The sequence below is a fragment of the Stappia sp. WLB 29 genome, from assembly GCF_023507705.1.
Lineage (GTDB): Bacteria > Pseudomonadota > Alphaproteobacteria > Rhizobiales > Stappiaceae > Stappia.
On the sequence record NZ_JALBGD010000001.1, the window covers coordinates 149,113 to 163,644 of the forward strand.

A 14,532-nucleotide genomic window follows, 5' to 3' on the forward strand; every position below is an offset into this window, starting at 1 on the left:
GTGCAGCCTCGCGTCGTGACACGGCTCTGGGAGGAGGCAGGCAATGGATTTTGCGCTCGGGGAAGACCAGCGTGCGTTTCAGGATGTCGCTCGCCAGTTCGCGCGAGACGAGATGGAGCCCCATGCCAGGGAGTGGGACGAGAAGTCGTTCTTTCCGGTGGAGACGCTGCGCAAGGCGGCGGAGCTCGGCTTCGGCGGGATTTATGTCGGCGACGACGTCGGCGGCTCGGGGCTCGGCCGGCTGGACGCAGCGGTGATCTTCGAGGAACTGGCTGCCGGCTGCACGTCGACCGCCGCCTATATCTCCATCCATAACATGGCCGCCTGGATGATCGACCGCTTCGGCTCGCAGGAGCAGCGCGAGCGGTTTCTTCCCGACCTGTGCTCCATGGCGCGGTTTGCCAGCTACTGCCTGACCGAGCCCGGATCGGGATCGGACGCGGCGAGCCTGCGCACCCGCGCGGCTCTCGACGGCGATCACTATGTGCTCAATGGCTCCAAGGCCTTCATCTCGGGCGGGGGCGTGTCGGACGTCTATGTCGTGATGGTGCGCACTGGCGGGGAGGGGCCGAAGGGCATCTCCTGCCTCGTGGTGGAAAAGGACACGCCCGGCCTCAGCTTCGGTGCCCAGGAGGTCAAGCTCGGCTGGAAGAGCCAGCCGACCGCCCAGGTGAACTTCTCCGACTGCCGCGTTCCGGTGGCGAACCGCATCGGCGAGGAAGGCGAGGGCTTCCGCATCGCCATGGCCGGTCTCGATGGTGGCCGCCTCAACATCGGCGCCTGCTCGCTCGGCGCGGCGCAGAGCTGCCTCGACCGCTCTGTAGCCTATCTCAAGGAGCGGCGGCAGTTCGGACGCCCGCTGGCAGAATTCCAGGCATTGCAGTTCCGCCTTGCGGACATGGCGACGGAGCTGGAAGCCGCGCGGCTGCTGCTCCACAAGGCCGCGACGCTGGTCGATGCAAAGACGCCGGACGCGACCCGCATGGCGGCCATGGCCAAGCGCATGGCCACCGATGTGGGTTTTTCCGTCGTCAACGAGGCGTTGCAATTGCACGGCGGTTACGGCTATCTGCGTGACTATCCGGTGGAGCGTTATCTGCGTGACGTTCGCGTGCATCAGATTCTGGAAGGTACCAACGAGATCATGCGTGTGATCATCGCCCGGGAACTCCTGAAGGATTGACGGGGCGAGCGTATTGCTACGCGAAATTTTCCTTCGCCGTTTGGAATGAGACGAGAGTTCTGGCGAATTTGTTGAGGATACTTGATGAGCGAACCCGAGATCCTGTTTGAGCGGATCGGCCGTGCCGGTGTTGTCACCCTGAACCGTCCCAAGGCGCTCAATGCGCTGACGCACGGAATGGTTCTGGAGATGATCGACCAGCTGGAACGTTGGGCGACTGAGGACGCAATCGGCCATGTGATCGTGCGCGGCGCGGGCGACCGCGCCTTCTGCGCCGGCGGCGACATCCGCAAGATCTACGACCAGGGCATGTCGGGCGATCCGACGCGGGCTCAGTTCTTCGGCGACGAGTATCGCCTCAACGTGCGCGTGAAGCGCTTTCCCAAGCCCTATGTCGCGTTGATCGACGGGATCGTCATGGGCGGCGGCGTGGGCGTATCCGTCCACGGCAGCCACCGCGTCGGCACCGAGCGTACCACCTTCGCCATGCCCGAGACCGGCATCGGCTTCTTTCCCGATGTCGGCGGCTCCTGGTTCCTGCCGCGCATGCCGCAAGAGACCGGGATGATGGCGGCCCTTTCCGCAGGTAGGTTCAAGCAGGCGGACGCCCTGTGGGCCGGCATCCTGACCCATGGCATCGCCGCCGGCGACATGGAAGCACTGACCCGAGACCTGACCGAAACCGACGATATCGACGGAACGATTGCCCGCTACGCAGCACGCCACAATGTCGGGGAGGCGCCGCTCGCCGCGCGTGCACCCATCATCGCCGACATTTTTGGCCGCAGTTCCGTCGCCGAAATCCTGTCGGCTCTGGACGAGCATGCGGCACGCGCGGGCGATCCGGATGCGGGATGGGCCGGCGATCTTGCGGCCGTAATTCGGTCCAAGTCGCCGACCAGCGTGATGCTTGCGTTCCAGCAGCTCCGCCGCGGCGCGGCGCTCGACTTCGAAGACTGCATGCGCCTCGAATACCGCATCGTCTGCCACATTCTCCAGGGCGCCGACTTCTACGAGGGCGTGCGTGCGGTCATCGTCGACAAGGACAACGCGCCGAAGTGGTCGCCGGCCGAACTGGCCGATGTGACCGAAGCGGACATCCTGGCGCATTTCGAGATGCCCGTCGGCGGCGATCTCGATGTGTGACGTGATCTGCCCAGCCCGTTAGGGCGTCCGGGCGGAACAGAAGGACTTGTCCATGACCACGCTGTTTCTGGATTATCTGAAGCACAGGCCGGCCTGGTCCGTGACGCTTGTCTGGTATCTGCGCGCCATTGCCGTCCTGCTGATCTTCAGCGGACTGATTCACTGGGCGCGTATCGTCGGCTTCTCGCCGTGGCGTGGCCAGTGGTTCTGGGAAATGCCCGTCGAATGGCAGGCGGCGACGGTTTTCTTCGGCGTTCTCGATCTGGTTGCGGCCATCGGCCTTTGGCTCACCGTGTCCTGGGGCACGGTAATGTGGCTGACCAGAGCGCTCACCCAGGTGGTGATGCACACGCTCTTCGCGGACATCTTCGGACGGCGTCCGTACGAGATCGCCTTTTATCTGACGACCATCGCGATCTACCTCATCCTGCTCTACCTCAGTGAAAGAGAGCAGCGACGCTGATCGCGCAAGGCTGCGAACCGGGGCAGGGAGGCCGGCCCCGGTTCGCCTGAACTGACACGCTCGCGCGACGTCGCGGGCGGGAGTGATAGTGCCGCCGTCGGGGCGGAAAAGGGAGAAGTGCTTATGGCAAAGGTCGGGTTTATCGGGCTTGGGAACATGGGCGGTCCGATGGCTGCCAATCTGGTCAAGGCAGGGCACGACGTGCGCGGCCTCGACCTGTCGGCGGAGGCCAAGGCGCGCCTCGTGGAGGCGGGCGGCAAGACGGCGGACAATCTCGCCGAGGTGGCGTCCGACGTCGACGTGATCGTGTCGATGCTTCCGGCCGGCGCACATGTGCGCAAGGTCTATACGGGCGAAGATGGCATCCTGTCGCATGCCCGCCCCGGAACGCTGCTTATCGACAGCTCGACCATCGACGTGGAGAGCGCACGCGCGGTTGCGGCGGCCGCTGAAAAGGCCGGCATGCCCATGGTCGACGCGCCGGTCTCCGGCGGTGTCGGCGGCGCTGCGGCCGGTACGCTGACCTTCATGGTCGGCGGTCCGGATGCCGCCTTCGAGGCGGCGCGTCCCTATCTGGACGTGATGGGCAAGACGATCGTTCATGCGGGCGGTGCCGGCACCGGCCAGGCGGCGAAGATCTGCAACAACATGCTGCTGGGCATTTCGATGATCGGCACGTGCGAAGCGTTCGTCCTTGCCGAGCGCCTCGGTCTCGACGCGCAGAAGCTGTTCGACATTTCCTCCACCGCCTCGGGCCAGTGCTGGTCGTTGACGACCTATTGCCCGGTGCCGGGTCCGGTGCCGACATCCCCGGCCAACCGCGATTATCAGCCGGGCTTTGCGGCAGCGATGATGCTCAAGGACCTAAAGCTCGCTCAGGAAGCCGCGCATGCCAGCGGCGCATCCACGCCGCTCGGTGCCGAGGCGGCAGCCCTTTACAATCTTTTCTGCAATGGCGGCGATGCCGATACGGACTTTTCCGGCATCGTCCGGTTCCTGCGCGGCAAGACGGGCGCCTGAACCGTCCATAGGCTGGACACCAACGACGGTAGGGGCGCGAAGCGGGAGACCGTTTCGCGCCTTGCTCGCTTGAGTTGCCCCTGAAAATCCTGATGTTCGCTGGAAAATATCATTAACAGACTGTATTTCGTTGCGCCCTGCATCGCATTTGCGCGTTAACCGGAGATTTAGTCTCCTTTTTAAGCGGATTTTAGAGACCCTCCCGTATTGTCTGTCTCAAGGTGACAAAAACGCACCGCTAACAATACATGAGGCGCAAACAAATGATGACCGCAAAAAAGGCAGTCGACGTCACGTTGCAGGCTGAAGAGAGCGATGACATCAAGCCGCACTACCTGGAAGCTTTGACGCTTGTCGAGCGTCTGCATCGGCGACTGCTCGATGTGATCAAGGATGAGTTCGACCGCGAAGGGCGCGCAGACGTGAACAGCGTGCAGGCGCTGCTGCTGTTCAACATCGGCGACGCGGAACTGACCGCCGGTGAACTGCGGACCCGTGGCTACTATCTCGGCTCGAACGTGTCCTACAACCTCAAGAAGCTCGTCGACATGGGCTTCATCCACCACCAACGCTCCCGCACCGACCGCCGTTCGGTCCGTGTCAGCCTGACGGAGAAGGGTAAGGACGTTGCCGGGAAGGTGAGCGCCCTGTACGAGCGGCACATGCTGTCGGTCGAGCAGGTCGGCGAGATCGGTCCCGACGACTTTAAGGTCCTGAACCGTTCGTTGCGCCGCCTGGAGCGTTTCTGGACCGACCAGATCCTGTATCGTCTCTGATTGCCGGACATTTTCCGGCCAGTCCTCATCGAAGCCGCTTCGCGCAGATTGTGCGAGGCGGCTTCGGCGCATGTGGCGGCCGGTTTACGCTTTTTCGCGCCGCGACATGAATGCGCCATATTGGGATGGCTTAGGAACCATTGCATCATCCGATGCGGATGTAGTGTGGTCCGGGCAGAGTTCTTGCCGCGTCGGGCCGGGGCGGGTCTCCTTTGTCGACGGTTGTGGGCATTTGTTAATGCTGGCGGCGTATCCCTGACGAGACCTTTCTGAGCTTGACCTGGGACTGGAGTCGATACGGTGGGATTTGCAGCAACCGACCTTTTCGATGGGCGCCTTCTTGGCCTGCGGGCCGGCGCGCGGGGCGCCGCATTGGCACTGACAGGCGTTTTCGCCTCCGTCGCGATGGGGGGGGATGCGCTGGCGCAGCCGGCCCCCGTGCAGATGAGGATCGAGCAACAGAGCGTCGAATGGAACGACCAGTTCGATACGACGATGCGCAGCCTGCAGGCGGTCGAATCCTCGTTTCCGACCCTGTCTCCCGACACGGCGACGTATGTAGAGACGGCGATCCAGCGCTACTCGATGATCGTTCAGCAGGGGGGCTGGCAGCCGGTGACCAGCGGCCGAAAGGCGATGCGGCTGGGTATGCGTGACGAGCACGTCCTGTCGCTGCGCCGCCGCCTCATGGTTTCAGGTGATCTCGAGCAGACCGCGGGTCTCTCCGACACATTCGACTCTTACGTCGATGCGGCTGTGCGGCGCTTCCAGCTGCGCCATGGCCTGACGCCGGATGGCGTGGTCGGCCAGAGCACTCTGGTAGCGATGAATGTTTCGGCCGACGTGCGGCTGGGCCAGTTGGAGACCAATCTGGTGCGCTTGCGCTCCATGTCCGGTTTTTTGGGCGACCGCTACGTGATGGTCAACATTCCGGCGGCTGAGATCGAGGCGGTGGAGAACGGCCGCGTGCGTTCGCGCCACACTGCGGTCGTCGGTAAGATCGACCGCCAGACGCCGATTCTCAACTCGTCGATCTACGAGCTCAACTTCAATCCGTACTGGACGGTTCCGGTCTCGATCATCCGAAAGGACCTGATTCCGAAGATGAACGAGGATCCGGCTTACCTCGAGAAGAATCGCATCCGGATTTTCGACTGGAAGGGCAACGAGCTCGCCTGGCAGCAGATCAACTGGAACACCGACGAGGCGACTCAGTATCAGTTCCGCCAGGAGCCGGGCGAGATCAATTCGCTGGGGTCGGTGCGCATCAATTTCCACAACTCGCATCAGGTCTATTTGCACGATACGCCGTCCAAGTCGCTCTTCGGCTCCGACTATCGCTTCCATTCGTCCGGTTGCGTGCGCGTGCAGAACGTTCGCGAACTAATCACCTGGCTGCTCGAGAGCACGACCTCCGACTGGAGCCGCGCCCGGGTCGACGAGACGATCCGGTCCGGCGCGCGTGAAGATGTGAAGCTCGGCACCAAGATCCCGATCTACATGTCCTACGTAACCGCATGGGCGACCGCCGAAGGCGTGATCCACTTCCGTGAGGACATCTACAATCGCGACGGCGTTCTCATGAGCGAGGCCGCGGTCGGAAGCGCTTCCCTGCAGTGATCGACAGGCTGTCGCATCCGGACAAGGACGGGTCGCCCCGGGGCGGTCTCGTCCGGCCGGAGCGCGGCAGTCTTGCTCGTGTTGGACGGATGATGTCGTGACCGTTGGAAGGCAGCCGAAAGGCGAGGTCTATTTCGAGTTCTACCCCGTCGGCCGGCAGGTCAAGGTGACTGCGATCGATGCCACGACCGGTATCGAGGTCGTCGTGATCGGTCCTGTTCAGGCCTCGCAGGCCGACCTACAGCAACTTGCCCTGCGGAAGCTTATGAGGCGCCTTGCCGAAGGGGCGCCCGCCCGCTGATCCCGCTGCAGGGAACTGAGCCGGCGAGATGTCGCGGCCCGGGCAATGGGCCTTGGTTCCCGCGAGTGGCTGTGCTATCTGGCGTGACCTTTTGGTCTGGCCGATCCGGCATTGTTCCGACGGTACCAATGGTCGCCATGCGCGATTGATCTCACTTCAGGACTGCTAGAGGGGACCGACGATGTCGATGACTGACACCTCGCTCGACACGGCGATTTATCCGAACTTCTTCACTCGCTCGCTTGCCGATGCGGATCCGGAGATCAACACTGCGATTACCAGCGAACTAGGCCGCCAGCGCCACGAGATCGAACTCATCGCGTCGGAGAACATCGTCTCTCTGGCCGTGCTCGAGGCGCAGGGCACGATCCTCACCAACAAGTATGCCGAAGGCTATCCGGGCAAGCGCTACTACGGCGGCTGCGAGTATGTCGACGTAGTCGAACAGCTGGCGATCGATCGCGCCAAGAAGCTGTTCGGCGCCCAGTTCGCCAACGTTCAGCCGAACTCCGGCAGCCAGATGAACCAGGCCGTGTTTCTGGCGCTGCTGCAGCCGGGCGACACATTCATGGGCCTCGACCTCAATTCGGGTGGTCACCTGACCCACGGCTCGCCGGTCAACATGTCCGGCAAGTGGTTCAACGTCGTGTCCTACGGGGTGCGTCCGGACGATCACATGCTCGACATGGACGAGATCGCGCGCCTTGCCGAACAGCACAAGCCGAAGCTGATCATCGGCGGCGGCACGGCCTATTCCCGCACCTGGGACTGGAAGCGCCTGCGCGAGATCGCCGACTCGGTCGGTGCGTATTTTATGGTCGACATGGCGCACATTGCCGGCCTCGTCGCCGGTGGCGCACATCCGTCTCCGCTGCCGCATGCGCATGTGGTCACCACCACCACCCACAAGTCTCTGCGCGGTCCTCGTGGCGGTCTCATCCTGACCAATGACGAGGCCATCGCCAAGAAGATCAACTCGGCAGTCTTCCCGGGCCTGCAGGGCGGTCCGCTGATGCATGTCATCGCCGCCAAGGCCGTTGCTCTCGGCGAGGCGCTGCAGCCGGAGTTCAAGACCTACGCCCAGGCCGTCGTCGCCAACGCCAAGGCGCTTGCCGCCAGCTTGCAGGAGCAGGGACTCGACATCGTGTCCGGCGGTACCGACAACCATCTGATGCTTGTCGACCTGCGCCCGAAGAACGCCACCGGCAAGCGTGCCGAGGCGGCTCTCGGCCGTGCCAACATCACTTGCAACAAGAACGGCATTCCCTTCGACCCGGAAAAGCCGTTCGTTACTTCGGGCATCCGTCTGGGTACCCCGGCCGGCACCACCCGCGGCTTCGGTCAGGGCGAGTTCCGCGAGATCGGCCGGCTGATCGTCGAGGTGCTGGACGGACTGCGCAGCTCCAACAGCGATGATGGAAATGCCGAGGTCGAGGCTCGGGTGAAGGAAAAGGTGATCGCACTGACCGATCGCTTCCCGATCTACCCGAACCTTTGATTGCAGGCCGGTGCGTGGGATGCGCACCGGCAACCAGTCTTGTGGGCCGCCGCGAAGGCGGCTTACTGGTCCGGAGCCCAAAGCGCATGAAGTGCCCCTATTGCGGTTGTGACGATACCCAGGTGAAGGACTCGCGTCCCACGGAGGACAACACCGCAATCCGCCGTCGCCGGATCTGCACCGCCTGTGGCGGTCGCTTCACCACCTTCGAACGCGTCCAGCTGCGCGAGTTGACCGTGATCAAGCGCAGCGGTCGCCGCGTGCCGTTCGATCGCGACAAGCTGATGCAGTCGGTCCGTATCGCCACCCGCAAGCGCCCCGTCGAACCGGAGCGTCTGGAGCGGATGGTGAGCGGCATCGTGCGCCAACTTGAGAGCTCGGGCGAGAGCGATATCAAGGCGAGCGACATCGGCAACCTGGTCATGGAAGGGTTGAAGGTGATCGACGACGTCGCCTATGTGCGCTTCGCCTCCGTCTACAAGAATTTCCGGGAAGCCAAGGACTTCGAGGCCCTTCTCGACGAGATGAGTGGGCCCGACGCTGCGGCCTTCGACGAGACCTGACCCTCGGACATCCCTGACAATGCCGGACAGCTGGCACGATGATCGTTTCATGGCCGCCGCCGCATCCTATGCGCGGCGTGCGCTCGGCCGTGTATGGCCCAACCCCGCAGTCGGCGCTCTGATCGTGCGCGATGACGGCGATGGCCCGGTCGTGGTCGGCCGCGGCTACACCCGCCCGCCCGGCGGACCGCATGCGGAAGTCGTCGCCCTCGCTCAGGCGGGTGAAGCTGCGCGCGGCGCCACCTGCTATGTCACCCTTGAGCCCTGTTCCCACCAGGGGCGCACTGGTCCGTGCTGCGTCGCGTTGGCCCAGGCCGGTATTCGCCGGGTCGTGATCGGGTTGCTCGACCCCAACCCGCGCGTTTCGGGCCGCGGTGTGGCGATGCTGGAGGCCGCCGGCGTCGAGGTACGTTCCGGTGTACGCGAGGAACTTTGCAGCGCTCTGCATGCTGGCCATGTCAGCCGCCTGACGCGCGGTCGCCCGCTTGTGGTTCTCAAGCTTGCCGTCTCGCGCGATGGGTTCATCGGCCGTCGCGGGGCGGGGCAGATCGCCATCACCGGCGAGGATGTTTTCCGGCGTGTCCATATCCTGCGTGCTGAGTGCGACGGAATTCTCGTCGGCATCGGCACGGCGCTCGCCGACGATCCTTCGCTCAATTGCCGTTTGCCCGGGCTTTCGCACCGGTCTCCGGTGCGCATCATTCTCGATACGAATGCCCGGCTCCCGCTGGACAGCAAGCTGGTCCAGACCGCCGGCGAGATTCCGCTCTGGCTGCTTGTCGCCGCCGATGCCGATCCCGATAAGGTAGAAGCGCTGACGGTTGCCGGCTGCACCGTGATCCGCCTGGCGCGGGCGAAGGGCGAGCCGATCGATCCGCGCACGGCCGTCCGGGCTCTGGGGCAGCGCGGCATTACCAAGCTGATGGTCGAGGGCGGTTCGACGGTGGCGCGCGCCTTCCTGGACACGGACCTTGCCGACGAGGTGATCATCTCGCAAAGCAGCCTCGTGATCGGGCAAGGGGGCATCCTGCCCTTCGGTTCGCGTGGTACGGATATGGTCACCGCCAGCGTCAGGTTCCGCAATGTCGGCACCCGGCGGGTCGGTGCCGACACGATGACCCATTTTGTCCGCGAAAGGAGCTAACATGTTCACCGGTATCGTCACGGACATGGGACGCATTGCCTCGGTCGAGGCCATTCCGGCGGGTTTGCGTACGCGCATCCTCACCGCCTACGATCCCGACGGCATCGACATCGGCGCATCGATTGCCTGTGACGGTGTCTGCCATACGGTTACGGCCAGGGGCAGGGATGGCAGCGACAACTGGTTCGAGATCGAGTCGGCGGCCGAGACCTTGCGCCTGACGACCGTCGGCGGCTGGAAGGCGGGAGATCGCGTCAATCTGGAGCGCTCGCTGAAGATGGGCGACGAGCTTGGCGGTCACATCGTCCAGGGACATGTGGACGGCACGGCAGAGATCCTGGAGCGCATCGACCATCCGGACTCGGTGTTCTTCCGCTTCCGCGCCCCGGCAGAGTGCGCTCCGTTCATCGCCAGGAAGGGCGGCATCGCCCTGCACGGCACGTCGCTGACGGTCAACGAGGTGGACGGCGACACGTTCACGGTGTTTCTCATTCCGCACACCCTGGCTGTGACGACCTGGGGAGACCGCAAGGCCGGCGACAGCATCAACCTCGAAGTCGACATGATGGCGCGATACGCAGCGCGTCTTGCAGAGTACCGGTGACGCTCCCCACCGGGCGGAGACATCGCGTCAGATGCCCGCTAGCGGCATGGCGGGTTTGACAATCCGCGCTGGACAAAACCGGCCCGGCATGGTTCCTACCGGCACCTTGTTGCCGGCTCCTCCGGCAGTGCAGCCGGTCCGTTCTGACGTCTCTTGCGCGCCCGGCTCCCGGCTTGCCATGACATGAAAGCGAAGAGAGCGACATGACGACCCCTCGCATCTTGATCATCGACGCCCGCTTCTACGACGATATCGCCGACGCTCTGGTCGCTGGCGCCATGGATGTCCTCGAAGGGCAGGGCGCCGACGTCACCCGCGTGTCCGTCCCCGGCGTCCTGGAGATTCCAGCTGCCCTTGCCATGGCACTGGCTGCCATGGAGGCGGGCACTGCGGACTATGACGGTTTCGTGCTCCTTGGCTGCGTGATCCGCGGCGAGACCTCGCACTACGACATCGTCGCCAACGAGTCGGCCCGTGCAGTGATGGAGCTCACCATCGACGCGGCGTTGCCGCTCGGCAACGGCATCCTGACGGTCGAGAACGGCGAGCAAGCCTGGGCCCGCGCCGACCCGGCGAAGAAGAACAAGGGCGCCGCCGCGGCACAGGCCGCCCTCGACATGATCGCGGTCAGGGACCGTTTCGGAATCTGACAATGACTGAAGACAACGAAGCCAGGACAGAGCCGGCCGTCCGCCCCGCCAACAAGCGCGGCGCGGCGCGCCTGTCTGCTGTCCAGGCGCTGTACCAGATGGATGTCGGCGGCTCGAGCCTTGCCGACGTGCTGGCCGAGTTCGAGGCGTTCCGCCTGGGGGCGGAGCTCGACGGCGAGCAATACCGCGAAGCGGATGCGTCGTGGTTCCGCGATCTCGTCAAGGGCGTGGTCGCGGAGCAGCGCTATCTGGATCCGGTGATCCATCGCTCGCTGGTCGCCGGTTGGCCACTCCGCCGCATCGATACGACGCTGCGGGCGATCCTTCGGGCCGGCGCGTTCGAGCTGATGCGTCGCAAGGACGTTCCGGCCCGTGTGGTGATCAGCGAGTACATTGATGTTGCCCGCGCCTTCTACGAGGCGGAAGAGCCGCGCATGGTGAACGGCGTGCTCGACAAGCTGGCGCGCGAGTTCCGCAGCAGCGAGTTCGACGACCCGGCCAAGTCGGAGCAGGCGGGAGACGGCGCCTGAGTCCCTCCCTTGCGTCCTTGCTGATGAATTGAAGCAGCCACGGCGATCCGCTGTGGCTTTTTCTTTGATTTTCGGCGGGATTTTCCCTTACGGAAGAGACTTTCCTGACCTGAGCTTTTGCCGTTGTTTCCGCAGCGTAAGTCTTGTTGTCGCGACCTGACAGAATGGCCATTGCCGGAAGCTGCAGGCAGCGCGACCCGTTCAGACACGGTGGAAACTCGTCCTTGACGGGACGCACAGGACAGATACCGTTCTTCCCGCAGGACCGCATAACAATCAAGGAAAGGTCCTTCCGCGTCCTTCATTGGGGGGAAGAATGCTCGAGCTCGTAATAGTAATTTTGTGTGGCCTGCTGTCCATTGCCTACGGCGTATGGGCCATTCAGTCTGTCATGGCAGCCGATGCGGGCAATGCCCGCATGCAGGAAATCGCCGGCGCGATCCAGGAAGGCGCGCAGGCTTACCTCAACCGTCAGTACACGACCATTGCCATCGCCGGCGTGGTCATCTTCGCACTGGTTGTCTGGTTGCTCGGCAGCTTGGTCGCCATTGGCTTTGCCATCGGTGCGATCTTGTCGGCGGCCGCGGGCTATATCGGCATGCACGTCTCGGTGCGCGCCAACGTCCGCACCGCCCAGGCCGCCAGCACGTCACTGGCTGCCGGTCTCGAGATCGCCTTCAAGGCGGGGGCTGTTACGGGAATGCTCGTCGCGGGCCTCGCGCTGCTGGGCGTTGCCGTGTATTTCACCATCCTCACTGAGATCCTCAACTACGATGCGCAGAGCCGCACCGTCATCGATGCACTGGTCGCCCTCGGCTTCGGCGCCTCCCTGATCTCCATCTTTGCCCGCCTCGGCGGCGGCATCTTCACCAAGGGTGCGGATGTGGGCGGCGATCTCGTCGGCAAGGTCGAGGCCGGTATTCCGGAGGACGATCCGCGCAACCCGGCGACCATCGCCGACAATGTCGGCGACAATGTCGGCGACTGCGCCGGCATGGCGGCCGATCTGTTCGAGACCTACGCGGTGACCGTCGTCGCCACGATGGTTCTTGCCTCGATCTTCTTCACCGGAGCCGCAGCACTCGAGCTGATGCTCCTGCCGCTGGTGATCGGCGGTGCCTGTGTGGTCACGTCCATCATCGGCACGTTCTTTGTCAAGCTCGGCAGCAACAACTCGATCATGGGCGCCCTGTATAAGGGCTTCGTCGCCACCGCTCTCCTGTCGGCTGTGGCACTGTTCGCCATCGTGTTCTTCTGGCTGGGCTTTTCCACCGAGTACACCACTTCGGGGGGGCTGACCTTCTCCGGCCGGCACCTATTCTACTGCGGCCTTCTCGGCTTGGTGGTCACGGGCCTGATCATCTGGGTGACGGAATACTACACCGGAACCGACTATCGTCCGGTGCGTTCGATTGCCCAGGCCTCCGTTACGGGACACGGCACCAACGTGATCCAGGGCCTCGCCATCTCGCTCGAAGCCACCGCACTGCCCGCTATCATTATCATTGCGGGCATTCTCGGCGCGTTCAATCTTGCCGGCCTGTTCGGCATCGCCATCGCGGTGACGACGATGCTGGCGCTTGCCGGCATGGTGGTTGCGCTCGATGCCTTCGGCCCGGTGACCGACAATGCCGGCGGCATTGCGGAGATGGCCGGCCTGCCCCAGGAAGTGCGTGTGACCACCGACGCACTCGACGCAGTCGGAAACACCACCAAGGCCGTCACCAAGGGCTATGCGATCGGCTCTGCCGGTCTTGGTGCGCTGGTGCTCTTTGCCGCCTATACCGAGGACCTGAAGTACTTCGCGGCCAACGCGGCGCCCGGGTCCTATTTCGACGGGGTCGTGGTGGATTTCTCCCTGTCCAACCCCTACGTGGTGGTCGGTTTGCTCTTCGGCGGTCTGCTTCCCTACCTCTTCGGCGGCATTTCGATGACCGCTGTCGGTCGCGCCGCCGGCGCGGTCGTCGAGGAGGTGCGCAGGCAGTTCCGCGAGAAGCCGGGCATCATGGAAGGCACGGAGAAGCCGGATTACGGCCGCGCCGTCGACATGCTGACCAAGGCGGCGATCCGCGAGATGATCATCCCGTCGATGATGCCGGTCCTGTCCCCGATCGTGGTGTTCTTCGTGATCACCGCCATTGCGGGCAAGTCGCAGGGCTTTGCCGCCGTCGGCGCGATGCTGCTCGGCGTCATCGTCACCGGTCTCTTCGTCGCCATCTCCATGACCGCCGGCGGCGGGGCGTGGGACAACGCCAAGAAGTCCTTCGAGGACGGCTTTGTCGACAAGGACGGCGTCAAGCACATGAAGGGCTCGGAGGCGCACAAGGCCTCGGTCACCGGCGACACGGTCGGCGATCCCTACAAGGACACTGCCGGTCCGGCAATCAACCCGATGATCAAGATCACCAACATCATCGCGTTGCTGCTGCTGGCAGTGCTGGCCCACGGCTGACGTTGCGGCCTGGGTACCGTCAGACGGTATCCAGGCACGCTCATCAGCGAGAATGCAAAACGCCCGCAGCCTTGACTGCGGGCGTTTTTTTGCTCCCGGCAGGATCAGGGACCGCTCGGTCCCCAGCTGCTACAGGTTGAGGCTCGGGTTCTGGGCGCCGCGCAGGATCTGCGACAGGAAGCCGTAGTCGGCGCCGCCGGTGCGGGTCTTGCGGCTGAGGATGTCGACGACCTTGCCGTCTTCCAGGCTGTAATAGGCCGTGTCGCGCACGAAGCCTTCCTCATCGAAATAGATGGCGACGACGCGCTGCTCGACCGTTTCGGGCATCAGGAACGCGGTCGTCTCCTTGACCTGCGAGATGTAGTAATAGGCTTCGCCGTCGAGCCGAGAGGAGGTCGAGGGAGAGCCGAGCAACAGCTCCACCTGTTCGCGACTCGATCCCACCTGGATGTCGCGCACCCGCTCGGGCCGGATGACATGGCCGTGATTGATGGTGGTGGTGAAGCAACCGGCCAGCGGCAGCGCCAGGACGCTCACCAGCAATGCTCCGCGAATCCATGTCTTCATGTGAAGCGTATCCTG

15 protein-coding genes are annotated in these 14,532 nt (G+C 63.9%); 14 read left to right on the forward strand and 1 reads right to left on the reverse strand.

Annotated elements, in window-relative coordinates; genetic code table 11:
- Positions 1-43 precede the first annotated feature (43 nt).
- The 14 genes from MNI96_RS00710 (at position 44) to MNI96_RS00775 (ending at position 13,950) form a co-directional block, all read left to right on the forward strand.
- Entirely contained in the window at positions 44-1,183 is a 1,140-nt protein-coding gene (locus MNI96_RS00710) for an isobutyryl-CoA dehydrogenase (protein WP_249689434.1), read from the forward strand.
- Positions 1,184-1,267: 84 nt separating this feature from the next.
- Positions 1,268-2,329 (forward strand): enoyl-CoA hydratase/isomerase family protein, encoded by a 1,062-nt coding sequence (locus MNI96_RS00715; protein ID WP_249689435.1) that lies wholly within the window; start codon positions 1,268-1,270, stop codon positions 2,327-2,329.
- Positions 2,330-2,381: 52 nt separating this feature from the next.
- Complete coding sequence (locus MNI96_RS00720; RefSeq protein WP_067214781.1) at positions 2,382-2,792, forward strand: DUF6163 family protein; 411 nt, start codon at positions 2,382-2,384, stop codon at positions 2,790-2,792.
- Positions 2,793-2,915: 123 nt separating this feature from the next.
- Positions 2,916-3,812, forward strand: coding sequence for a 3-hydroxyisobutyrate dehydrogenase (mmsB, locus tag MNI96_RS00725; protein ID WP_249689438.1), 897 nt, complete (start codon positions 2,916-2,918; stop codon positions 3,810-3,812).
- A gap of 263 nt (positions 3,813-4,075) precedes the next feature.
- Positions 4,076-4,588 (forward strand): transcriptional regulator LdtR, encoded by a 513-nt coding sequence (ldtR, locus tag MNI96_RS00730; RefSeq protein ID WP_249689440.1) that lies wholly within the window; start codon positions 4,076-4,078, stop codon positions 4,586-4,588.
- A 405-nt stretch (positions 4,589-4,993) separates the two neighbouring features.
- Positions 4,994-6,208: a L,D-transpeptidase family protein gene (locus MNI96_RS00735; RefSeq protein WP_249690365.1), complete on the forward strand. Its 1,215-nt coding sequence runs from the start codon at positions 4,994-4,996 to the stop codon at positions 6,206-6,208.
- 97 nt (positions 6,209-6,305) lie between these two features.
- Positions 6,306-6,509: a DUF6898 family protein gene (locus MNI96_RS00740; protein WP_249689442.1), complete on the forward strand. Its 204-nt coding sequence runs from the start codon at positions 6,306-6,308 to the stop codon at positions 6,507-6,509.
- A gap of 187 nt (positions 6,510-6,696) precedes the next feature.
- Positions 6,697-8,007 carry a serine hydroxymethyltransferase gene (glyA, locus tag MNI96_RS00745; protein WP_249690366.1) on the forward strand — a complete coding sequence of 437 codons (1,311 nt, stop codon included), beginning with the start codon at positions 6,697-6,699 and terminating at the stop codon, positions 8,005-8,007.
- An 86-nt stretch (positions 8,008-8,093) separates the two neighbouring features.
- Positions 8,094-8,570 carry a transcriptional regulator NrdR gene (gene nrdR, locus MNI96_RS00750; protein WP_067214791.1) on the forward strand — a complete coding sequence of 159 codons (477 nt, stop codon included), beginning with the start codon at positions 8,094-8,096 and terminating at the stop codon, positions 8,568-8,570.
- Between the two features lie 49 nt (positions 8,571-8,619).
- A complete protein-coding gene (ribD, locus tag MNI96_RS00755) occupies positions 8,620-9,714 on the forward strand; it encodes a bifunctional diaminohydroxyphosphoribosylaminopyrimidine deaminase/5-amino-6-(5-phosphoribosylamino)uracil reductase RibD (protein WP_249689444.1) in 1,095 nt (364 codons plus the stop codon).
- Position 9,715: 1 nt separating this feature from the next.
- Positions 9,716-10,318, forward strand: coding sequence for a riboflavin synthase (locus MNI96_RS00760; RefSeq protein ID WP_249689445.1), 603 nt, complete (start codon positions 9,716-9,718; stop codon positions 10,316-10,318).
- Between the two features lie 203 nt (positions 10,319-10,521).
- A complete protein-coding gene (ribH, locus tag MNI96_RS00765; protein WP_249689447.1) occupies positions 10,522-10,968 on the forward strand; it encodes a 6,7-dimethyl-8-ribityllumazine synthase in 447 nt (148 codons plus the stop codon).
- A gap of 2 nt (positions 10,969-10,970) precedes the next feature.
- Positions 10,971-11,498: a transcription antitermination factor NusB gene (gene nusB, locus MNI96_RS00770; protein ID WP_249689450.1), complete on the forward strand. Its 528-nt coding sequence runs from the start codon at positions 10,971-10,973 to the stop codon at positions 11,496-11,498.
- Between the two features lie 316 nt (positions 11,499-11,814).
- Entirely contained in the window at positions 11,815-13,950 is a 2,136-nt protein-coding gene (locus tag MNI96_RS00775) for a sodium-translocating pyrophosphatase (protein ID WP_249689452.1), read from the forward strand.
- A gap of 129 nt (positions 13,951-14,079) precedes the next feature.
- Here MNI96_RS00775 and MNI96_RS00780 read toward each other — a convergent pair whose 3' ends face one another.
- On the reverse strand, positions 14,080-14,517 hold the full coding sequence (locus MNI96_RS00780; RefSeq protein WP_249689454.1) for an outer membrane protein assembly factor BamE: 438 nt from the start codon (positions 14,515-14,517) through the stop codon (positions 14,080-14,082).
- Positions 14,518-14,532: the final 15 nt, after the last annotated feature.